The organism is Microbispora rosea (assembly GCF_044460045.1).
In the GTDB taxonomy this organism is placed as follows: domain Bacteria; phylum Actinomycetota; class Actinomycetes; order Streptosporangiales; family Streptosporangiaceae; genus Microbispora; species Microbispora rosea.
Map to the genome: position 1 here is coordinate 1,058,646 of NZ_JBITJO010000001.1, position 19,885 is coordinate 1,078,530.

The window sequence follows — 19,885 nt, forward strand, 5'->3', positions numbered from 1 at the left end:
GGATGCGAGGCCCTACGCTTGCGGCATGGCGACGAACACGGCCGCTCCCCGACGGCGTCAGCGCCAGGCCGAGACCCGCCTGGGGCTCGTGCGGCGGGCGCGGCGAATCAACCGGATCCTGGCCGAGACCTATCCCGACGCTCACTGCGAACTCGACTTCGGCAACCCCCTGGAGCTGCTGGTCGCCACGATCCTGTCGGCGCAGTGCACCGACAAGAGGGTCAACATGGTCACTCCGGTGCTCTTCGCGAAGTACCGCACCGCGGCCGACTACGCCGGGGCCGACCGCGCCGAACTCGAAGAGATCATCAAGTCCACCGGGTTCTTCCGGGCGAAGGCCAACAGCATCATCGGGATGGCGCAAGCTCTGTGTGAACACCACAAGGGGGAGGTTCCGGGCAAGCTCGCCGACCTGGTCAAGCTCCCCGGTGTGGGCCGCAAGACCGCGAACGTCGTGCTCGGCAACGCCTTCGACGTCCCCGGGATCACCGTCGACACGCACTTCCAGCGGCTGACGAGGCGCTTCGGCTGGACGACCGAGACCGATCCCGTGAAGATCGAGCACGAGGTCGGCGAGCTGATCCCCAAGTCCGAGTGGACGATGCTGTCGCATCGGCTCATCTGGCACGGGCGGCGCATCTGCCACGCCAGGAAGCCCGCCTGCGGGGTGTGCCCCCTCGCCGCGCTCTGCCCGTCGTACGGCACCGGCCCCACGGACGCGGACGAGGCGCGCAAGCTGGTGCGACCGGGACCGTTCTCATAAGTCTGCGGTAATCGGGAAGCTCGGACGCTCTCGCGTGGTTGTACGGCACGCCTGGGTCCGCGCATGCCCCGTGTGACGATGCGGTGTGACGATGTGGAGGTGGTCAGTGGCTCCCCCCTGGTTGACGGAGCTGGCCGCGAAGGCCGCGCACAGCCCTGTTCCCACCGCGTTGCGGCCGCCGGCGAACGGCGCCGGCCGCTCGGCCGCGGTGCTGTTGCTGTTCGGCGAGGGGCCCGAAGGGCCCGACATCCTTCTCATCCAGCGCAGTTCGAAGGGCCGGGTGCACGCCGGCCAGCCCGCGTTCCCCGGCGGCGGCGTCGATCCCGGTGACGACGGCCCGATCGGTGCGGCCCTGCGCGAGGCCCAGGAGGAGACCGGGCTCGACCCCTCGGGCGTCGAGGTCGTCGGCACCATGCCCGAGCTCTACGTCTGGCGCAGCGACAACCGGGTGACGCCCGTGCTCGCCTGGTGGCACACGCCCTGCGCCGTGCACGCCGCGTCCCCCGACGAGGTCGAGACCGTCGAGCGGGTCCCGGTCTCGGAGCTCGTGGACCCGGCCAACCGGCTGCGGCTGCGCCACCCGGCCGGCATCGTCCCCTCCGTGGCGTTCCGCGTACGCGGCCTGCTCGTGTGGGGGTTCACCGCCGGCGTGCTGGACGGCGTGCTGACCGCGGCCGGCTTCGAGCGTCCCTGGGACCGCTCACGGGTCGAGGATCTTCCCCCCGAGGTCGTCGACCTGGCCGCGCGGGGCTGACCCGGCGAGGTGCTCGTACGCCGCGTATGGCGACGAGACCCGGCAGACGCCCGCACACGACGACTGGCGTGCCTATACCGTGGAAACTGTGCGCGGCGATCTTCTGGATCTCATTCTGATCGGCCTGGTTGTGGCCTTTGCGGTATCCGGTTACCGGCAGGGCTTCATCATCGGGGCCTTCAGCTTCATCGGATTCATCGGGGGCGCCGTCCTTGGCCTGTTCATCGCGCCGCCCCTGGCCGGAGCGATCGTCAGCGGTGACATCGAAAGGGCCCTGTTAGCCATCGTCATCGTCTTCCTGGCCGCGACGATCGGGCAGTTCGCGTCCTCGACCATCGGCGCGGTGGCCCGCAGTCACGTCACCTGGGAGCCGGCCAAGGCCGTCGACGCCTTCGGCGGCTCGGTCGCCAGCGGCCTGTCGGTTCTGGCCATCGCCTGGCTGATCGGCTCCCTGATGGTCTCGATGAGCATCGGCCAGCCGCTGATCAAGGACCAGATCAACGGATCCGTCGTGTGGGGGACGGTCGACGAGGCCATCCCGGACGGCGTAGGGGCGCTGCAGAAGCGCTTCAGGGACTTCGTCAACACGTCGGAGTGGCCGCAGGTCATCACGTCCATCGGCGGCCAGAACGTGCCCCCGCCGGACCAGAGCCTGATCAACAGCAGCCCCGCCCTCGTACGGGCCCGCAGAGCGATCGTCAAGGTGCAGGGCACGGCCCCGAGCTGCCGCAAGCGCATCGAGGGAACCGGGTTCGTCTACGCCCGGCAGCGGATCATGACCAACGCGCACGTCGTCGCCGGGGTCACCGAGGGACTGCGGGTGACCGACTACGAGGGCAACCAGTACGACGCCCAGGTCGTCCTGTACAACCCCGAGCGTGACATCGCGGTTCTGCTCGTCCCGGGCCTTCCGATGAACGGGCTGCGTTTCGACCTGGACGCCGACAAGGGCGACAACGCGATCATCGCGGGTTACCCGAAGGGACACCCCTTCACGCCGCTCGCCGCGCGCATCAGGATCAAGCAGCGCGCCGAGTCGTTCGACATCTACAACCGGCGCAAGGTCGAGCGCGAGGTCTACGCCATCAGGGGCAAGGTCCAGCCGGGCAACTCCGGCGGCCCGCTGCTGAGCTCGGACGGCCGGGTGTTCGGAGTGATCTTCGCCGCCGCGACGGACCAGCCCGAGACGGGTTACGCCCTCACGGCGGAGGAGGTCATGGCCGACGCCAAGGACGGCAGCGCCGCCGTCGCCCGCGTGGGCACCCAGGACTGCGACTAGCCCCCCCGCGTCGCTATGCGGGGGCTGGCCGGGTCGGGAGAGCCGGAGCCGGCGTCAGGCGGGGTCAGGAGAGCAGCCTTGGCACAGCAGGCGCCAGGCGGGTCAGGAGGGCGTCCTCGGCGGAGCCGGAGTCAGACGGGTCAGGATGGCGGCGATGGCGGAGCCGGCGTCGGCGTTCCCCTCATCGATGGCGGTCGTGACCGCGTCGGCCTCCACGGCCAGGGCCCGCAGGTCCAGCCGGTAGGGCCGGGTGGAGCCGTACGCGCCGAGCCGGGCGGACCCGCGGGTCAGCAGGGCGGCGGCGCCGGAGAGGTTGCCGCGCTGGATGTGCGTCAGACCGACGCATATCTGCGCGAGCCCCTGCCACAACTCGCGTTCCTCGTCCGGGCCCGTCTTCCAGCGGGCCTCGAGCACCTCGTGGGCATGGAACGGCCGGCCCGCCGCGAGCAGCTTCCTGGCCTCCTCCAGCGCCTCCTCGGCTGTGGGGGCGTAGTCGTCCGGCACCCGGGGCACTCCCTCTGTGCCTCTGGGGAGCGGCCTGCCGTACTCGTCGCGAGGGCGCGCATTGCGGGGGCGACCCGCTTCGTCACGGTCACGCATGGTCTCTCCGCAGGGCGCGTGGGCGGTTCGGAGCGGCGCAAGCCCCCGGCGACTCCCGGATCGCCCGGAGATCAACCAGGAAGTTGAGCCACTTCAGGGCACATTTCTACTATCTTCTACAAGATCACGGGTAGCGATCCGGCAGCAGGGGCGGCCGTCCGGGAGCGGTCACGGGCTGTTAGGGCGGTGTGCCGGACCGGCGGCCGCAGACGGTGCCTGGTGCCCCGCGGCACGTCAGAGGCCCAGTTGAGCGGCGGGCTCAGCGGCGGACTCGGGTCGGAACGGGCTTGGCGGCGGGCCCAGCGCGGGGTTCGCCGTGGGACCCGGTGGTCGGACTCGGCAGTCGGGCTCAGAGGTCGGGTTCGGGGTCGGAGAGCCAGGAGATGAGCTCGGCGTTGAACTGCTCGGGGCGCTCCTCGTGCGGGAAATGCCCGGCGCCCTCGATCAGCCGCCACCGGTACGGCGCGGCCACGAACCTGCTGGAGCCCTGGGCGGTCCGCGGCAGGATGCACGGGTCGAGCGCGCCGTGCAGCTGCAGCGTCGGCGCCTCGATCTCCGCGCGCATCTGCCGGGCGTAGCGGAAGCCGTCGGGGCGGAGCTGGGATCGGGCGAACCAGCGGTAGTACTCCAGCGCGCAGTGCGCCACCGCCGGGAGCCGTATCGCCTCCCGGTACACCCCCGTGACGCCGTCGCCGGGCCACTGCGGTCCGGCCCACCTCTCGACGAGCCTGCCCACCGCGGCTCCGCCCTTGCGGGCCAGCTTCCGCTCCGGCAGGAAGGGGAGCTGGAACCCCAGGGCGTACCGGCTGGCCTTGAGCTGGCCGAGCGGGTCGGTGAACAGCGCGGAGCGCATGCGCAGCGGATGCGGCGCCGAGACGGGCACCAGCCGCCGCACCACCTTCGGGTCGAGGACGCTCATCGTCCAGCCCAGCAGGCCGCCCCAGTCATGGCCCACCACGATCGCGCTCGTCTCGCCGAGCGCGCGCACCAGGCCCGCCGCGTCGACGGCCAGCGTGGGCAGGTCGTAGCCGCGCGGCGGCTTGTCGCTGGTGCCGTAACCGCGCAGGTCGACGGCGACGGCACGGTAGCCGGCCTCGGCCAGCGCCGGAAGCTGGTGCCGCCAGGTCCACCAGAACTGGGGGAACCCGTGCAGCAGCAGGACCAGCGGCCCTTCGCCGGCCTCGGCCACGTGGAAGCGCACACCGCCCGCGTGCACCGTCCGGTGTGTCCAGGGGCCGTCGACCTCGATCAGCGTCTCGTCAACCGGCATCGCTCACGGACTCCCGGTGGGCGCCCACCTGCCCGGCGGTCGGGCCCGTGTACGGCGGGGGCGCCGGGGCCGCGGGCCGCGACACGGTGGACGGAACCGCCTCCGGCAGCTCCTCCTCCGCCTCTTCCGGGCCCCCCAGGCCGCGCAGGCTCCGCCTGGTGCGCTTCATGCCGGTCAGCCCCTTGAGCCGGCGGTAGCCGACGAAGACCAGCAACCCGGCCATCAGGAGGTAGAACACCGTGACGATCGTGAACGCGAGCCAGGTGGCCAGCCCCACGGCCACGAGGGCGTACGCGATCGCGAACGAGGCCAGGATCAGGCACAGGTGCCCCATGAAGGCCGCGGCGCCGAACAGTCCGGCGGCCACGCCGACCCGCTTCGCGTCGAACTTGAGCTCGGCCTTCGCCAGCTCGATCTCCGACCGTACGAGGGTCGAGATGTGATGGCTCGCCTGGGCGACCAGCGCACCGAGCGATTCGTCCTCGGGCATGAGCGAACTCCTATCTGCGACTATCAAACATCATCTCGTGCCCGTCCGCGCACGGTGCACGTGAAGCCCTTGCCTGGGGATAACCCGGTTCGACGGACGCGTCACGCGGAGGTCTGCCCGCAGACGACCGGAATATGACGGCGCAGGCGATCCGTGCGCTCCTCGTCGTGCCGGGCCGGCGGCCGGTGCCGGAGACGCGGAAGGCGTGGACGCCGTTCGTCCACGCCTTCCTCACGAGCTCAGGCGGCTCGCGTTCAGTCCTCGCTCTTGGCGCTGGGCAGCTTCTCCGCGATCAGGCTCATGACGGAGCTGTCGGTCAGCGTGGTGACGTCGCCGAGCGAGCGGTTCTCCGCCACGTCGCGCAGCAGCCGGCGCATGATCTTGCCGGAGCGGGTCTTCGGCAGCTCGGGCACGACCAGGATCTGCCGCGGCTTGGCGATCGGGCCGAGCGTCTTGGCCACATGGGCGCGCAGCTCGGCGGCGATGTTGTCGCTCTCCTCGGCGTTGCCGCGCAGGATCACGAAGGCCACGATGGCCTGGCCGGTCAGCGGGTCGGTGGCGCCGACGACGGCCGCTTCGGCCACCTTCGGATGGCTGACCAGCGCGCTCTCGACCTCGGTCGTGGAGATGTTGTGCCCCGACACGAGCATGACGTCGTCCACCCGGCCGAGCAGCCACAGGTCGCCGTCCTCGTCGCGCTTGGCGCCGTCGCCGGGGAAGTACATCCCCTCGAACCGGGACCAGTAGGTGTCGATGTAGCGCTTGTCGTCGCCCCAGATGGTCCGGAGCATCGACGGCCAGGGCTCGCGGACCACGAGGAAGCCGCCGCCGCCGTTCGGCACCGAGTTGCCCTGGTCGTCGACCACGTCGGCCGCGATGCCGGGCAGCGGCTGCATGGCGGCGCCGGGCTTGGCGGCCGTGACGCCCGGGAGCGGGCTGATCATGATGCCGCCGGTCTCCGTCTGCCACCACGTGTCCACCACCGGGCAGCGGCCGGCGCCGATGTGCTCGCGGTACCAGACGTACGCCTCGGGATTGATGGGCTCGCCGACCGACCCGAGCACCCGCAGGGACGACATGTCGTACTTCGCGGGGATGTCGTCGCCCCACTTCATGAACGTACGGATCGCGGTGGGCGCGGTGTAGAGGATCGTGACCTTGTACTTCTGCACGATCTCCCAGAAACGGCCGCGGTGCGGGGTGTCCGGGGTGCCCTCGTAGATCACGCTGGTCGCGCCGTTGGCGAGCGGGCCGTACACGATGTACGAGTGCCCGGTCACCCAGCCGATGTCGGCGGTGCACCAGTAGACGTCGGTCTCGGGCTTGAGGTCGAAGACCGCGTCGTGGGTCCAGGCGACCTGGGTGAGGTAACCGCCGGTGGTGTGCAGGATGCCCTTCGGCTTCCCGGTCGTGCCGCTGGTGTAGAGGATGTACAGGGGGTCCTCGGCGTCGTGCGGCACCGGCTCGTGCTCGGCGGGCTGGCGGTCCACGAGGTCGTGCCACCAGACGTCCAGGTCGCTCCACGCGACGTCCTGGCCGGTCCTGCGTACGACGACGACGTGCTCGACGCCGGGGCACTCGGCGACCGCCTCGTCGACCGTCGGCTTGAGCGCGCTGGGCGCGCCGCGGCGGAATCCGCCGTCTGCCGTGACGACGACCTTCGCGTCCGCGTCGTGAATGCGGCTCTTGAGCGCGGAGGCGGAGAAGCCGCCGAAGACCACCGAGTGGATCGCGCCGATCCGGGCGCAGGCCAGCAGGGTGATCGGCAGCTCGGGGATCATCGGCATGTAGACCGCGACCCGGTCGCCCTTGCGCACCCCCAGCTCCTGCAGGGCGTTGGCGGCCTTCGCGACCTCCTGCTGCAGGTCGGCGTAGGTGATCGTACGGCTGTCGCCCTCGGGCTCGCCCTCCCAGTAGAAGGCGACCTTGTCGCCCCGGCCGGCCTCCACGTGGCGGTCGACGCAGTTGTAGGCGACGTTCAGCTTGCCGCCGATGAACCACTTGGCGAAGGGCGGCTTCCATTCAAGCGTGGTGTTCCAGCGCTCCGCCCACGTCAGCCGCTCCGCGGCCCGTTCCCAGAAGGCGAGCCGGTCCTGTGCGGCCTCCTCGTAGGCGTCCGCCGTGACGTTCGCGGCCGAAGCCAGGTCCGCCGGGGGCTCGAACCGGCGCGTCTCGCTCAGCAGGTTCGACAGCGTCTCCTGGGTTTCCTGACCGGGGGTCTCGGTGGCCACTCCGTACTCCTTCGTAGCTTCTAAAAAGGTTGTCTCTCGTTCGGCCGCCTCGGCCAAGCTGGGGTATGTCGTGTCCCACTTCACCAGGCGAGCGGTGTCAAGTACAAGTAATCGGGGTGGGGGCGTTTTGTCCGGTTACTGCCTATAACCTGCCAACCTAGCGATAGGCGACGAACCGACCGAGACCGGCGTCGCCTTTGTGCGCTGAACGGCCTCACCTCCTCGGCGAACGACCTTCTACCGGCGGGTATGGTCGGGGGCTGTGAGCGATCCCCTGGCCGCGATCGCCGGTCTTCCCGGCGTGCCCGAGGCCGTACAGGAGGCCCGAGAGGCCGTCGACCGGCTCTATCGGCACCGGGTGCTGCGCCGGCGCAGTCCCGAGGTGTCGGCCGAGTCGGCCCTGCGCGGCGCCCGCGCGTCCGCCGCGATCGAGGGCGTCGAGGTGCCGCTCGAGCCGCTGCGCATGGGCGAGGTGACCGATCCCGTCGTGCAGGGTGCGCTGCGCGCGTCGGCCGAGCTCGGCCGGCTGGCCCCGACATGGCGCTCGGCGCCGCGGCAGGTCCTCGCCCGGCTGCACGCGCTGGCGGCGGCCGGGCTGACCGCGGACCCCGGCAGGCCGAGGACCGCGCCCACGACCGCCGATCCGCTCGGGCTCGGCCCGGCGCCCGGACCGGAGGAGACGGCGGCCCGCATGTCGGCACTCGCCGGGCTGGTCGAGGAGTCCACCGCGGCGCCCGCTCTCGTGCTCGCCGCGATCGTGCATGCGGAGCTGGCGGTGCTGCGTCCCTTCGGTGTCGCCGACGGCCTGGTCGCCCGCGCCGCCGAGCGGCTCACGCTGGTCGACCTCGGCCTGGATCCCAAGTCGCTGGCCGTTGTGGAGGTGGGCCACGCCGACCTCGGCGACGCGTACGCCGAGGGCCTCAGGGCGTATCTCAAGGGCACGGGTGAGGGTGTCGGAACGTGGGTGAGGCACTGCGCCTCGGCGGTCGTCCACGGCGTCCGTGAGACGACGGCGATCTGCGAGGCCATGTCCCGCTGATCCGCTCTTGCGGGCCGCCGTACGCGGCGCCTGCGTGGGCGGGTGCGGTCCGCTCGGGTCGTGTGGAGCCTGCTCCTGCGGTGGTGGTGCGGGGGTCGCGCTGTGCACCGGGGGCGGACAAAGCGGACGGCGTCCCTGGTGTGGAACGCCGTCGCCGGTACGTGTCACCGGGTTACCAAGCGTGCACCTGATCTGTCGGAGCGGGTCAAGCCCGTCTCGACACGCCTCCCGCGGCTGGTCGCGCGTGGGTGCCCGATGTCGTACACGAACCCGCAGGTCCGTAATCCCTTTTTACGTCCGTTTCCCCGTGATGGAAACCCCTGCGTCCAAGACCTTTACCGAGCCACCTTGGTCATTCTGGTACTTCTGTCCACATTCGTACCGAATGTCGCATGCGAGAGATGATCGGTGTGACTCCTCGTGGCCACTTCCCTTACCCGTTGCAACTGTGTATGTCGACATGCCACACTGACTCTGGGAAAAATTTTTACTCAGATGCGAGAGGTTCTCGACGTACCTCTCGTGATCAGGCAGCATACGGTGTGTCTCCATCGGAACGATGTGGCTTGAGGGGGTTCGAACCCTTGCCATGTCCTGGTCCCTTGTTTAAAGCTTTCTTCTAAAACGGGACCGGCTCTACCCCCCCAGAGCCGGACCGCCAGGCGACCCCCGCTCTCCCCCCCCGGCGGGGGTCGCCTTTTTCTCGATCGACTTCCCTGCGGCCAAAAGCGGACGACCTGAACTGCCTTGGTCTTGTCCACAGGCCGGGCCTCGTCCACAGAACGCCGTTCGCTCGCCCGTGCCGGTCGGGGCCTCTCGCATCGTGGTCCTCCCAACCGCCGAGTCGTCCCGGACGACAGGGAGACACCGATGCCACGCCCACTGGCCATAACCGACGATCAGGAACTCCTCGACGACCTGCTCCGCATCGCCGCCGCTGCGGGCGTCGAACTCGACGTCGCCCACGCGGTGGCCCACGCCCGGCCGTACTGGACGAGGGCTCCGCTGGTCGTGGTCGGCGGCGACCTGGCCGACGATCTCGCCGCCACGGGTCCGCCGCCCCGGCAGAACGTGGTCGTCGTGACGCGGACGGCCGACGATCCCGACATGTGGCGCAGGTGCGTCGCGGTCGGGGCGCACACCGTGCTGGAGCTGCCCGAGGCCGAGCGGCTCCTCGTGGAGGAGTTCGGCGACGCCGCCGAGCCCGTGACCAGGGCCGGCACGGTCCTGTGCATCGCGGGAGGGAAGGGCGGCGCCGGTGCCACAGTCCTCGCGGCGTCCCTGGCGCTGACGGCGTCCCGCGGCGGGCTGCGCACGCTCCTCGTCGACGCCGACCCGCTCGGCGGCGGCGTCGACGTGCTGCTCGGTCAGGAGGAGGCCCTGGGCGCCCGCTGGCCCGACGTCGTCGGCAGGGAGGGCAGGGTGAGCTTCGCCGCCCTTCAGGACGCCCTGCCCACCTTCGGGGAGCTCACGGTGTTGTCGGCGCATCGCGGCGAGCCGGTGCGCATCCCCCGGGAGGCGATGCGTGTCGTGCTCGACGCCGCGCAGCGTGGCTGTGACCTCGTCGTGGTCGACCTGCCCCGGTATCTCGGCGAAGGCGAGGCCGAGGCGCTCTCCAGGGCCGCCGCGACGATCGTCGTCGTTCCGGCGGACCTGCGAGGAGCCCTCGCGGCGGCTCAGACGGTGACGCTGCTCCGGCCGGGGACCGGCGATCTGCGCCTGGTGATGCGCGCCGGCACGCTCGATCCTGAGGTCGTCGCGGCCTCCCTGTCGGTCCCGTGCGTGGGTGTGCTCCCGGAGGTGCGCGGGCTCGTGGAGACGCTGGATCGGGGAGACCCGCCGCCGCTGCGCCGCTCCCCGCTGGGCCGCTTCTGCGGCGAGCTGATCGAGTCCCTCGTCGGCGGGATCCCCGAGACCCGCAGGACCGGCACGACCGGCCTGCCCTCTGCCGGGGCAGGTGGCCCGTGACCCGCCAAGGACCGGCGACCGTTCCCGGGGTCGGCGCGGATCTCGTCGAGGCGGTTCGCGTACGGCTGTCGCAGACCGGTGCCGCCCCCAGCGAGGCCCAGGTGGCGGCGGCCCTGCGCGCGGAGCGGGCCGTGCTGGGCGACGCCGAGGTCCTGGCCGTCGCTCGAACGCTTCGCGCCCATCTCATCGGCGCGGGCCCGCTCGAAGCCCTGCTGGCCGAGCCGGGTGTCACGGACATCCTGGTGAACGGGCCGCGCGAGGTGTGGGTGGACGACGGGGACGGCCTGCGCAGGACGAGCGTGACGTTTCCGGGAGACGACGAGGTCCGCAGGCTCGCCCAGCGCCTGGCCGCGGCGGCCGGGCGTCGTCTCGACGACGCCTGCCCCTATGTGGACGCCCGGCTCGCCGGCGGCGTGCGCCTGCACGCGGTCCTCCCGCCGATCGCGGCTGAGGGAACCTGCCTGTCCCTGCGGCTGCCGTCACGGCGGGCGTTCACGGTGGAGGAACTCGCCGTGGAGGGCGGAGCCGCCCGACTGGCCCGGCTTCTTCGACGGCTTAGGAGAGGGGCTCGGTGACGGCTTCGGGGCGGGAACGGTCACGTACGCCGCCGCGGAGCGCTGCGATGCGACGGTGCCGCCGGTGCCGTCCGAGCGGAACGCGCGGACGGAGACGTCCACCTTCTGTCCGGCCATGCCTGCCGGAAGCGTCATGCTCGTCTGACAGCTCGATCCGGAGCAGGCGGAGTCGGCGGAGACGGAGCCGGACCTGCCGGCCTTGACCGAGGCGATCTCGTACGACTGGAGATCCGGCTCCGCGCCCTTCGCCCAGCGGACCAGGATTGTCGAGGGATTCTTGAGCTGCGCCTGGACGCCGGAGGGGGCCTCCGGCGGACGGCTGAGCACAAAGGTCGAGGTGGCGTAGGTCTTGTGCGTGACCTCACCGAACAAACTGACCGTGAACGTGCCGTTGGGGGCGTCGCCGGGGTCGAAGGATCCGCTGATCGTCTCGTTCGCGCCACCCGAGGCGATCTTCTGCCGGGATAGGGAGGGTCCCTCGACGTACAGGGCCATGCTGATCTGGTACCAGTCCGTCTTCGCGGACACGGCCACCGCACCGGACGACTTGACCACCGCCCCGTCCGCCGGGGACAGGATCTCGGCGTCGGCCGCGTACGCGGGTGCGGCACCGATCATCGGCGTGGACGCCAGAGCCATCAGGACGATCATCGCCGTTGTGCCCAGCCTACGAACCCTGGTCACGACGCATCCCTTCATGGAAAACCGTCCGCCCCGGCTGCCTCGGCCGAATACGCACGGCGACTGAGAGTACGCGGCACTGTACGCCAGCCGTCCACTCTTAGACCCTATGTCCAAGAAGTCGTGATTCTATTGCGACACAAGTAGTCTCGGATTACGGAGATCCGGATGCTTCGTATGCAGGCCGCTGCCTGAGCGCCCGATTACGCCTCATCCGCCACGGCTGTCGAACTTAGGGCGGGCCTCGGGAAGTAAGCAGTCTTGTTCTTTTCCGCACGCTGATCCGCCCACCCCGGTGGCTCCCTCATGCTGCGGCACCGACCGGGCCGGCCGATGCGGAAGCGGTGGCCGTCGCGGGACCGAGGAGGGGGACCACGAACCGCACGGTTACCGCGACCTGTGCGACACCGCCCGACAGCGAGCACGACCGCAGCGACGCGCCGTTGGCGACCGTGATCGCCCCCGCTCGACGACACGCCTCATCCGGGACCGCCAGCGCCACGCGAGCGGCACCGAGCGCGCCGAGGTCGGCGGCGCTCTGCGCTCGGTGTCGCGCGACGCGAGCGACGCCCACCTGGACGACGACCATCGCCATCGCCCAGACGGCGGTCATGAGGGCGATCGTCCAGATGGTCGCCGAGCCGCGTTCCCGGCTGGAGGGTCCTCCGCCCCCGCGGGCCTGAAATTCCGCTCTCACGATTCCGCGCTCCTCCCTGTCTTCCGAGCCCATGTCCTCCGAGCCCATGTCCTCCGAGCCCAGGTCCCGCAAGTCTCGTCCTGCGAGCCTGGTCCTCCGAGCCCCGGCCCTCCGAACCCGGCCCTTAGCTCGGTCCTTCGAGCCCCGACCCTCCAAGCCCAGGCCTCCGAGCCCGGCCCTTCGAGCCCAGGCCTCCGAGTCCAGGGCAACTCCCTACCGCGTTCTCGCGGCTTCGGAGCCGATCGTCGTTCGCGTGCGCCTGGTCTCGGAGCGACCAGGTCTTCCCGGAAGCCCGGAGACCGGTTCGCGCCCGTAGCCGCGCGCAGTTACGGAAGAACGCCGGGTTCGGTGCTGGAGACGGCGGCGGCCCGGAGGCGAGCGGGCGGAAGCGGCGACCTGAAGGGCGGACGGACGGTCGCGACGACCTCGACCCGGGTGGTGTCCGCATCCACGCGGATGGTCACCGTGGCGCCCTCCGGAGCCAGTCGCCGGACTGCCTCACGCACCTCCTCGGTCACCTCGCCACGTGCAGCCGCGCGTGCGCCGGCCCGGGCCGCGTCGACGCATCGCAGTTGCGCGCCCACGATCGTCACCGCCCACAGTGCGGCGGTCAGCACCAGCACGAGGGCCGGAAGTGCGACGGCGGTCTCCGCCGTCACCGACCCTCGATTTCGCCGGGGCCGCACGTCCACCAGCCGAGGTCGCGGCGTCCACGCACGGCAGCGCATCACCGGAAGCCTCAGGCGGCCAGCTTCAGGGCCTTTTGGATGAGCGCGGCGAGCATCGACCTCACTTCGGCACTGGTGACCACCTTCCAGAGCAGTGCGGCGAACCCGCAGGCGGCTATCGTGCCGACGGCGTACTCCGCAGTGGACATGCCCGCGTCGGCCCTCGTCCCGGCCTGCACCGCCCACTGAAGGGTCAGCTCTCGAGCGCGGCAGGAGGCTCGGACGACCGGCTGCCGCAGCGCGGCGGACGACCTCCGCAGGACGTCGCCCATCCCCTGCACGGCGTTCCGGAGCCGGCCGAGGACCGCCCGCTGTCCCAGGCGGCCGAAACGGGTGAACGCGGATGTGCGCCCGGAGCGGCCGGGCAGCGCCCTTCGCGCGGAGCGCACGAGCGCCACCCAACGTGCCGGCCGCGCCCTGTGACGGCCCACAGCGTCACCGTCTTGCCGCCGGAGGGTCGTGCCCGCCTGGTTCCTCCGGGCGGTCGCGGCGTGCTTGCTCATCGGTCCTCCTGATCCCGCTCGGGGCGGCCACTCCGCCCGTGCTGGGGCCAGACTGCGGGATCACGCATGGGCGGATTCGGGCCGAGCGTGGTTCTGTGGACAGGAGCGCTGCCGCCGCGGTTGTCCACAACACCCAAGCCCTCATGTGCGGAAGAACGAGCGGCGATTACTGAGCTCCTGAGCCCTTTACCCCATTCGCTGTCCACACGTGTGGATGAGACTGTCCACAGGCTGTTCACGGCAGGAGGATCTGACCCGCCAGGCCCGCGACCATGGGGACGATCCCCAGAAAGACGAAGGCCGGCAGGAAGCAGAGCCCGAGCGGCGCGACGGCGTGGACGCCCACCCTCCGCGCCGCAGCGGAGGCCGTCGCCTGAGCCGTACGCCGGGAGTCGTCGGCCAGCCGGGTGAGGACGTCGGCGACCGGCGCGCCACTCTGCGCAGCCCGGATCATCGTCCTGGCCAGGACGGCGAGCGCCGGTTCGTCGGACAAGGCGGCCCACGCCTCCTCGGGGGGAGCCCCCAGGCGCATCTGAGCGCCCGCCCACGAGAGGCGCTCACCCATCGGGCCCGCGATCGCGACGGCGGTCGTCTCGACTGCCCTGCTCATCGGTTGTCCTGCCCGGAGACAGGCCACGATCAGATCGACGGCGAACGGAAGGTCGGCCCCCATACGCTCCCGGAGGCGCCTGACCTCGGCTGGTTCCCGCCTGCGAACGGCGGCGAACAGACCGACGGCCACCACCGTCCCCGCGCACGCCCCCGTCAGGCCACCGAGAAGCAGGAACAGCGCGATCCCCGCGGGTGCCGCGACGGCCACCCCTCGGCGTGCCGCGCTCGCGCCCATCGGCGCGGCGCCCGGTGGCCCTCCTGCCGGCGCCTCCGACGCCGCCGACGACGCGATGGCGTTCAGCCGCACGGCCGGCGAACGAGCAACCGGCCACGTCAGCATGGCCAGCGTGGTCAGAAGCCCGGCCAGTACAGCGATCATGTCTCGCTCCCCTTCCAGCAGGACAACCGTCCCCAGAAGAGCAACCGGCGTCGTCTCCCACGACGACAGCCGTCCTCTTCACCCCACGTGACACCCCGCCCGGACCCCTCGCGACAGCCCCGGCACAGCTCGCGCCGATGACGGGGCCGCCGTTCACGGCAACGTCATTTCCTCGGCCCTGGTGACGAGCCTGTGGGTCCACCAGACGCCGGCGGCGTCGAGGGCGAGCCCGACGACCAGGCAGACGAACCCCGCCGGGCCGCCGGACAGGAACGCCAGAGGATCCATGCCGAGCCCGGCGGCCATCAGCAGGCCGAGCACGGGCAGGCCCGCCAGCATCCGGGCGGTCGCCCGGGGGCCGGACAGCTGGGCGGCGACCTCCTCTCGGTGGGCCTGCGCCTCCCGAAGAGACGCACACACCCGTTCCACCAGCGCGATAAGGCCCCCGCCCACGGCCACGCTCACCCGCCAGCACGCGGCCAGCCGGACCAGTCCCTCGCCGCCGCGGGCGGGGGCGGCGTGCAGCAGGGCCGCGGCGACATCGCCGCCGTCCCGGGCGGCGGCGGCCACCGGCGCGAGCGCCGCCGGATCGGGCGGGTTGACCGAGGAGACCGCCCGCGCGAGGGCGTCGCCCGGAGTCCTGCCCGCCGACAGCTCGGCTGCCAGGCTCTGGCACAGCTCGATGGACGCCGCACGCCAGGCCGCCGCCGTCGCCCCTGGCCGTGGACGGCGGGTGAGCGCGGCCCAGAACCTGCGCATGTCCCGTGGCCGCCGCCTTCGCGTGAGCGACGTCAGCCGTGTCGTCCCGGCGTCCGGCCCGGCCCACTCCCAGGCGGCGAGGGCGGCGGCAAGCATCGCGACCAGGCCCGGAGCCAGCCCGCCCGGCGGCGTCATGACGGCCACGAGGCCGGGCAACGTGCCCGCAGCGCCTCGAAGGACGGGCCCCGGCGCGCCCGGCCGTCCGGATCGAAGGTCAGGGCCGGAGCCGCCGCCACCAGACCGGACGGGCCGCGTTCGAGCACGCAGATCTCCGCGACGCGGCGGCGGCCGCCGCCGGCCTCCCGCACGAGGTGGATGACGAGATCGAGCGCGGCGGCGATCTGACTGTGCACCGCCTCACGCGTGAGCCCCGCCGCACAGGCCAGAGCCTCCAGCCGCGCGGGCACGTCGGCGGCGTTGTTGGCGTGCAGCGTGCCGCAGCCTCCCTCGTGGCCGGTGTTGAGCGCGGCCAGCAAGTCGACGACTTCCGCCCCTCGCACCTCGCCCACGACGAGGCGGTCGGGTCGCATCCGGAGAGCCTGCCGTACAAGATCGCGCAGCCCGACCCCGCCCGCGCCTTCCAGGTTCGGCGGCCGTGCCTCCAGCCGTACGACGTGAGGGTGCAGAGGCTGCAACTCGGCGGAGTCCTCGACCAGCAGCAGGCGCTCCGCCGGGCCGGCGAGCGAGAGCATGGCACTCAACATCGTCGTTTTGCCAGTGCCGGTGCCGCCCGTGACCAGGAACGCCAGCCGGGCCGCCATGATCGCGCGGAGCACGGTCAAGTCGCCCGCCGCCGAGACTCCGAAGACGCACCAGTCCACCGCCGTGCCGAACGCGGAACCGGCGCTGCCTAAGGACGCCACACGGCCCAAGGACACCGAGCTGCCGAAGGACACCGAGCTCACGCTGCCGGAGGCGAACGGCGGCAGTGACCAGACCGAGCCGGTGGTCGTCCCGGAGAAGACCGACGATCCGAAGATGACGGCGCAGTCGTCTTTCCTGCCGCTCGGCGGGCTGAGCTTCGGCGTGTATGTCGCTCTCGCCGTCGTCCTGCTGCTCACGGGCGCGAACCTGGGCGCCTGGCTGCGGCGTAAGGGACTGACAAGTGACAGCGCGGGCGAGGGACGATCCGGTGGCTCGGAGCCGCGGCCGGCGGCAGGAAGGACGGGCGCCTCGCCTGAGGCCGCCACGGTGGCGAGCGGCGTGGCCGCGTTCAGCGGCGCCGCCACGGCGAAGACCCGGGGGAAGGCGCCTGTGCGACGTCCCTCCGTGATCCTGGCCAGGCCGAAGCCCCGCGAGAATCTCCCGGAGGCGGACGCCGACACCGAGGCCCGCTTGGACGCCGTCACCTCGACGGCCGAGGGCATGGACACCATCCCAGGCGCGGGCATGGACACCATCCCAAGTTCAGGCGCGAGCGCGGAGACCGTCGCCGGCGCGGGCGTGGACACCATCGCGGGTGCAGGCGCGGGCGCGGGCACCGTCCCAAGTTCAGGCGCGGGCGTGGACACCGTCGCGGGCGCGGACACGGACATGAGGACGGACACGGACACGGAGACCACGGTGTCCGGTCAGGAGCCGGCCGTTCCCGCCGAAGGCGAGCCGCCTGTGCGAGCCACGCCGGACTGGCCGGCATCGCTTCCGTCGTTGACGACACGGCCGGACGAGGGCGGCCGGAGGGCCTCCGCTCACGAGTCGCCGTCTCCGGCGGTGCTGCCCGGGCAGATGCCGGTGATCTCGGCGTCGGCCATGCCCGCGGGTACGACGATCAACGACCAGATGCAGGAACGGCCTCTCCGCCAGCCCGAGCCGGACGTCTGGACGGAGGACGACGACAGCCTCTACTCCGGCCGCCACCACGACCTTTGACGGTCGCGTGGTCCCCGGCACCTGCCGGGATCACGTGCCTTCGGTGCGCGCCGGCTACCTCCACCCCTGTTCGCCTCGCGGGCGGTCGTGCCGGGAGCGCGTGCCCGAACGCCTCCCGAAAGGGCGGGTCCGCTCCCGAAAGGGCGGGTCCGCTGTCGGAAGGGCGGGTCCGCGATCTGCCGTGTTCCGCGCGCCGGGGTCAGGTGCCCAGGAGGATGTCGAGGAGGCGGATGGCACCGGCCTTGTCGAGCGGCTCGTTGCCGTTGCCGCACTTGGGGGACTGGATGCAGGACGGGCAGCCGCGCTCGCATTCGCATGAGGCGATCGCCTCCCGCGTCGCCGTCAGCCAGTCGGCCGCCCGGGCGTACCCGCGCTCGGCGAAGCCCGCGCCTCCGTCGTGGCCGTCATAGACGAAGACCGTGAGCAGGCCCGTGTCGGGATGGAGCTCGGTGGACACGCCGCCGATGTCCCAGCGGTCGCAGGTCGCGAACAGGGGCAGCAGGCCGATCGAGGCGTGCTCGGCCGCGTGCGCCGCCCCGCCGAGATCCACCCCGTGTCCGGGCTTGATGAGATCGGCGAGTGCGGGCGTGGGCAGGGTCCACCAGACCGCACGGGTGCAGAGCGTGCGCGGCGGCAGGTCGAGCGGCTCCTCGCCGAGGACCTCCCCGGTCTGGGCGCGCCGCTTGAGGTACGAGACGACCTGGCGGGTGACCTCCACCGAGCCGAAGTGCAGGGTGCCGGGCCCTAAGGGCCGTGAACGCAGCGACTCCATCACCCGGATGTCGGTGACGTCGCGCGCGAAGGTCGCGTAGTCCGGTTCGGCGGCGGTGACCAGGGCGACCCCGGCGTCCAGATCGAGCACGTCGACCACGAACGTCTCGCTCTGGTGCAGGTAGACGGCTCCCGCATGGACCATGGCGTGCGCCGACGGCTCGTCGACCGTGCCCAGGAGGCGACCGGTGGAGGCCTCCACGACCTGCACGGGGGCGCCGCCAGAGCCCCGGATGTCCGCCAGATCGGCCGCGTGGTCCCGGCTCGTCCAGAACCACCCCGTGGGGCGCCTGCGCAGCAGTCCCCGGTCCACCAGGTCGTCGAGCACGCCCCGCGCCGCCGGGCCGAAGGTCATCAGGTCGTCCTCGGTCAGCGGGATCTCCGCGGCGGCCGCGCACAGGTGGGGCGCCAGCACGTACGGATTGTCGGGATCGAGGACGATGGCCTCCACGGGCTGTCCGAACACCGCCTCCGGGTGATGGACGATGTAGGTGTCGAGCGGGTCGTCACGCGCGATCAGCACGGCCAGCGCGTCCTGGCCCGCGCGGCCGGCCCGGCCCGCCTGCTGCCACAAGGAGGCCCGGGTGCCGGGCCATCCGGCGATGAGGACCGCGTCGAGCCCCGAGACGTCGACGCCGAGTTCGAGCGCGTTGGTGGTGGCCAGGCCGGTCAGTTCGCCCGAGCGCAGGGCCTTTTCGAGCACGCGCCGGTCGTCGGCCAGGTAGCCCGCCCGATAGGCCGCCACCCGGTCGGCCAGCTGCCCTCCACGGTCCGTCCGGCGTCCCACGCCGGTTTCACCCGCCTCTGCGGTCTCGGCGGCCTGAGAGGCCTCGGCAGCCCCGGAGGAGGACCGCTCTCGCCCGCCGATTTCGTCGAAGGCCCTGCCCGCAGCGTCGAAGGTCCTGCCCGCGGTCTCGAAGGTCCCGCCCACGGTCTCGAAGGCGCCGCCCGCGGCGTCGCCGAAAGCTCCGCCGTTCCCCGCAGCGTCGCCCAGAGCTCCGCCGGCGCCCGCGCCGCCCACCTCCTCCGGCACGCCCTCGGCGTACTCCCCGTACGGCGCGGGCCCGGCGTCGAGGAGGGCCTCGACCTCCTCCAGCGTGCGGCGGGCGGTGAGGGCCACGGCCTCCGCGCCGCGGCGGGAGCGGACGAACGCGAGAGTGCGGACGTCCTCGATCACGAGGTCCGCCAGGAGATCGGCCGCCTCGGCCGTGGCCGTACGGCGGACCGGAGCGCCGCTTTCCCCGCGTAAATCGGTCAGAGGCGGCTCCCACAGGGCGAAGGTGGTCGAACCCCGGGGGGAGGCGTCCGCGGTCACCTCGGCCATCTCAAGGCCGGTCAGGCGCATTCCCGCGGCGGCGGGGTCGCTCGCGGTGGCCGACGCCAGCAGGAACACCGGGGAGGAGCCGTATCTGGCGGCCACCCGGCGCAGCCGGCGCAGGATCTGGGCGACGTGGGAGCCGAAGACTCCCCGGTAGCCGTGGCACTCGTCCACGACCACCAGCCGCAGCCGCCGCCAGAACGACGACCAGGACGAGTGCCGGGGCAGAACCGACCTGTGCAGCATGTCCGGGTTGGTCAGCACGTAGTTGGCGTTCTGGCGGACCCACCGGCGTTCCTCGGGCGGCGTGTCGCCGTCGTACGTCGCGGCGCGCACCTGCGTCAGCCGCAGCTTGCGCAGGGCCCTGAGCTGGTCGGCGGCGAGCGCCTTGGTCGGGGTGAGATAGAGCACGGTGCCACCGGAGAAGATCTCCGCGACGGCCGGCACCAGGTAGGCCAGGGACTTTCCGGACGCGGTTCCTGTGGCAATGATCACGTTTTGGCCACGTTTAACCAGCTCGGCGGCTATAAACTGGTGTTCCCACAAGCCCGAGACGCCTTGCAGGCGCAGGCGTGAGACCAGCAGCTCAGGAGCCCATT

At 71.8% G+C, this 19,885-nt stretch carries 19 protein-coding genes; 7 read left to right on the forward strand and 12 right to left on the reverse strand.

Translation table 11 applies throughout. From position 1 onward, the window contains the following. The first annotated feature begins 25 nt into the window (after positions 1–25). The 3 genes from nth to ACIBK1_RS05125 all read left to right on the forward strand — a co-directional run bounded on the left by nth (position 26) and on the right by ACIBK1_RS05125 (position 2,796). The gene (gene nth, locus ACIBK1_RS05115; RefSeq protein WP_030506762.1) at positions 26–763 is read left to right on the forward strand and encodes an endonuclease III; all 738 of its coding nucleotides are present in this window, start codon (positions 26–28) and stop codon (positions 761–763) included. 91 nt (positions 764–854) lie between these two features. Continuing rightward, complete coding sequence (locus ACIBK1_RS05120) at positions 855–1,517, forward strand: NUDIX hydrolase (protein WP_030506763.1); 663 nt, start codon at positions 855–857, stop codon at positions 1,515–1,517. 88 nt (positions 1,518–1,605) lie between these two features. Continuing rightward, positions 1,606–2,796, forward strand: coding sequence for a MarP family serine protease (locus tag ACIBK1_RS05125; protein WP_030506764.1), 1,191 nt, complete (start codon positions 1,606–1,608; stop codon positions 2,794–2,796). A gap of 102 nt (positions 2,797–2,898) precedes the next feature. Here ACIBK1_RS05125 and ACIBK1_RS05130 read toward each other — a convergent pair whose 3' ends face one another. The 4 genes from ACIBK1_RS05130 to acs form a co-directional block, all read right to left on the reverse strand. Further along, positions 2,899–3,300, reverse strand: a complete 402-nt coding sequence (locus ACIBK1_RS05130) for a DUF309 domain-containing protein (RefSeq protein WP_231513785.1) — start codon at positions 3,298–3,300, stop codon at positions 2,899–2,901. A gap of 445 nt (positions 3,301–3,745) precedes the next feature. Next, positions 3,746–4,666 (reverse strand): alpha/beta fold hydrolase, encoded by a 921-nt coding sequence (locus tag ACIBK1_RS05135; protein WP_030506766.1) that lies wholly within the window; start codon positions 4,664–4,666, stop codon positions 3,746–3,748. Then, positions 4,656–5,156, reverse strand: a complete 501-nt coding sequence (locus ACIBK1_RS05140; protein WP_030506767.1) for a phage holin family protein — start codon at positions 5,154–5,156, stop codon at positions 4,656–4,658. The genes ACIBK1_RS05135 and ACIBK1_RS05140 overlap by 11 nt, the downstream gene beginning before the upstream one ends. Before the next feature lie 254 nt (positions 5,157–5,410). Then, positions 5,411–7,387: an acetate--CoA ligase gene (gene acs / locus ACIBK1_RS05145; RefSeq protein WP_030506768.1), complete on the reverse strand. Its 1,977-nt coding sequence runs from the start codon at positions 7,385–7,387 to the stop codon at positions 5,411–5,413. Positions 7,388–7,649: 262 nt separating this feature from the next. Between acs and ACIBK1_RS05150 the strand changes: the two genes are divergently transcribed. From ACIBK1_RS05150 to ACIBK1_RS05160, 3 genes are all read left to right on the forward strand, one after another. Then, complete coding sequence (locus ACIBK1_RS05150; RefSeq protein WP_030506769.1) at positions 7,650–8,426, forward strand: Fic family protein; 777 nt, start codon at positions 7,650–7,652, stop codon at positions 8,424–8,426. An 870-nt stretch (positions 8,427–9,296) separates the two neighbouring features. Then, the gene (ssd, locus tag ACIBK1_RS05155; protein ID WP_396732441.1) at positions 9,297–10,394 is read left to right on the forward strand and encodes a septum site-determining protein Ssd; all 1,098 of its coding nucleotides are present in this window, start codon (positions 9,297–9,299) and stop codon (positions 10,392–10,394) included. Further along, complete coding sequence (locus tag ACIBK1_RS05160; RefSeq protein ID WP_396732444.1) at positions 10,391–10,969, forward strand: ATPase, T2SS/T4P/T4SS family; 579 nt, start codon at positions 10,391–10,393, stop codon at positions 10,967–10,969. Before ssd ends, ACIBK1_RS05160 begins: the two co-directional genes overlap by 4 nt. On the opposite strand, the gene ACIBK1_RS05165 is transcribed toward ACIBK1_RS05160, so the two are convergent. The 7 genes from ACIBK1_RS05165 to ACIBK1_RS05195 form a co-directional block, all read right to left on the reverse strand. Beyond that, on the reverse strand, positions 10,874–11,653 hold the full coding sequence (locus tag ACIBK1_RS05165; protein WP_396732447.1) for a hypothetical protein: 780 nt from the start codon (positions 11,651–11,653) through the stop codon (positions 10,874–10,876). The two genes, ACIBK1_RS05160 and ACIBK1_RS05165, sit on opposite strands and share 96 nt — an antisense overlap. 301 nt (positions 11,654–11,954) lie before the next feature. After that, complete coding sequence (locus tag ACIBK1_RS05170; protein WP_396732450.1) at positions 11,955–12,347, reverse strand: Rv3654c family TadE-like protein; 393 nt, start codon at positions 12,345–12,347, stop codon at positions 11,955–11,957. A 326-nt stretch (positions 12,348–12,673) separates the two neighbouring features. Further along, positions 12,674–13,006: a TadE family type IV pilus minor pilin gene (locus tag ACIBK1_RS05175; protein WP_036405542.1), complete on the reverse strand. Its 333-nt coding sequence runs from the start codon at positions 13,004–13,006 to the stop codon at positions 12,674–12,676. A gap of 80 nt (positions 13,007–13,086) precedes the next feature. Continuing rightward, positions 13,087–13,578, reverse strand: a complete 492-nt coding sequence (locus tag ACIBK1_RS05180; RefSeq protein WP_396732453.1) for a DUF4244 domain-containing protein — start codon at positions 13,576–13,578, stop codon at positions 13,087–13,089. A 235-nt stretch (positions 13,579–13,813) separates the two neighbouring features. After that, a complete protein-coding gene (locus ACIBK1_RS05185; RefSeq protein WP_396732456.1) occupies positions 13,814–14,569 on the reverse strand; it encodes a type II secretion system F family protein in 756 nt (251 codons plus the stop codon). 153 nt (positions 14,570–14,722) lie between these two features. After that, positions 14,723–15,463 carry a type II secretion system F family protein gene (locus ACIBK1_RS05190; RefSeq protein ID WP_396733143.1) on the reverse strand — a complete coding sequence of 247 codons (741 nt, stop codon included), beginning with the start codon at positions 15,461–15,463 and terminating at the stop codon, positions 14,723–14,725. Next, positions 15,460–16,089: a CpaF family protein gene (locus tag ACIBK1_RS05195; protein WP_396733145.1), complete on the reverse strand. Its 630-nt coding sequence runs from the start codon at positions 16,087–16,089 to the stop codon at positions 15,460–15,462. Before ACIBK1_RS05195 ends, ACIBK1_RS05190 begins: the two co-directional genes overlap by 4 nt. Here ACIBK1_RS05195 and ACIBK1_RS05200 point away from each other — a divergent pair. Then, positions 16,061–17,197, forward strand: a complete 1,137-nt coding sequence (locus ACIBK1_RS05200; RefSeq protein ID WP_396733176.1) for a hypothetical protein — start codon at positions 16,061–16,063, stop codon at positions 17,195–17,197. The genes ACIBK1_RS05195 and ACIBK1_RS05200 overlap by 29 nt on opposite strands. 199 nt (positions 17,198–17,396) lie before the next feature. On the opposite strand, the gene ACIBK1_RS05205 is transcribed toward ACIBK1_RS05200, so the two are convergent. Next, positions 17,397–19,781, reverse strand: a complete 2,385-nt coding sequence (locus ACIBK1_RS05205) for a DEAD/DEAH box helicase (RefSeq protein WP_396732459.1) — start codon at positions 19,779–19,781, stop codon at positions 17,397–17,399. Between the last annotated feature and the right edge of the window lie 104 nt (positions 19,782–19,885).

Bases quoted from the DNA above. Each gene is read 5' to 3' on its own strand.
- ACIBK1_RS05135 (WP_030506766.1), bottom strand. From the start codon at position 4,666: ATGCCGGTTGACGAGACGCTGATCGAGGTCGACGGCCCCTGGACACAC.
- ACIBK1_RS05120 (WP_030506763.1), top strand. From the start codon at position 855: ATGTGGAGGTGGTCAGTGGCTCCCCCCTGGTTGACGGAGCTGGCCGCG.
- ACIBK1_RS05185 (WP_396732456.1), bottom strand. From the start codon at position 14,569: ATGATCGCTGTACTGGCCGGGCTTCTGACCACGCTGGCCATGCTGACG.
- ACIBK1_RS05190 (WP_396733143.1), bottom strand. From the start codon at position 15,463: ATGACGCCGCCGGGCGGGCTGGCTCCGGGCCTGGTCGCGATGCTTGCC.
- ACIBK1_RS05180 (WP_396732453.1), bottom strand. From the start codon at position 13,578: ATGAGCAAGCACGCCGCGACCGCCCGGAGGAACCAGGCGGGCACGACC.
- ACIBK1_RS05195 (WP_396733145.1), bottom strand. From the start codon at position 16,089: ATGGCGGCCCGGCTGGCGTTCCTGGTCACGGGCGGCACCGGCACTGGC.
- ACIBK1_RS05140 (WP_030506767.1), bottom strand. From the start codon at position 5,156: ATGCCCGAGGACGAATCGCTCGGTGCGCTGGTCGCCCAGGCGAGCCAT.
- nth (WP_030506762.1), top strand. From the start codon at position 26: ATGGCGACGAACACGGCCGCTCCCCGACGGCGTCAGCGCCAGGCCGAG.
- ssd (WP_396732441.1), top strand. From the start codon at position 9,297: ATGCCACGCCCACTGGCCATAACCGACGATCAGGAACTCCTCGACGAC.